The sequence below is a fragment of the Streptomyces viridosporus genome, from assembly GCF_002078235.1.
In the GTDB taxonomy this organism is placed as follows: Bacteria; Actinomycetota; Actinomycetes; order Streptomycetales; family Streptomycetaceae; genus Streptomyces; species Streptomyces viridosporus.
Map to the genome: position 1 here is coordinate 11216 of NZ_MSGP01000051.1, position 682 is coordinate 11897.

Annotated in this window: 1 protein-coding gene; it reads right to left on the reverse strand. The window is 75.4% G+C overall.

From position 1 onward, the window contains the following. Positions 1 to 636 (reverse strand): gluzincin family metallopeptidase (locus B7L92_RS41910; protein WP_497590770.1); only part of this gene is annotated, 636 nt, incomplete at its 3' end. Positions 637 to 682 lie beyond the last annotated feature (46 nt).

Here is a 682-nt window from a genome sequence, read left to right on the forward strand (position 1 = left end):
GCTCGCCATCGGCTCGGTGGTGCGCCAGCGGTACGTCGTACGGTCCCCCTTCGTCTCCTCACCGGCCGGCTCCCCGTTGGACACCGCCCGCAGCCCCTTCGGCACGGTCGCCGCAAGGGTGTAGGTCGCCTTGTCGGAGGGGTGGTGGTTGCCGGGGAACCACGCCATCGACCCCGTGGGCTGCCCCAGGGCCAGCGCGCCGTCGGCGGTGCGCAGCCAGCCCTCCTCGGAACCGTCCGGGTCGGTGACGGTCACGGGGGCGCCGGAGTAGCGGACGGTGACGCGGAAGCGCGCGCCGCGGTCGATCCCCTCGCGCGGGCGGACCGTCAGTTCCTGGCCGTCGCGGTACCGGCGCGCGCTCACGCCGTCGACGGTGACCTTCCCGACGTCCAGGCCCTTGAGGTCGAGGTTCAGCGTGGAGAGGTCCCGGGTCGCCCGGGCGGTGAGCGTCGCGGTGCCGGTCAGGTGGTGGGCGCCGGGGTCGTAGGTGAGGTCGAGGGCGTAGTGGGTGACGTCGTAACCGCCGTTGCCCGACTTCGGGAAGTACGGGTCGCGGACACCGCTCGCGCCGGGAGCGCCGCCGACGACGCCGCCGCCGCACGCGGTCGCCGCCACCGCCGTGACGACGGTGAGCAGGGCCAGGGAGGCCGCAGAGGTCGCGGGGGTCGCGGTGGGGGGGCGG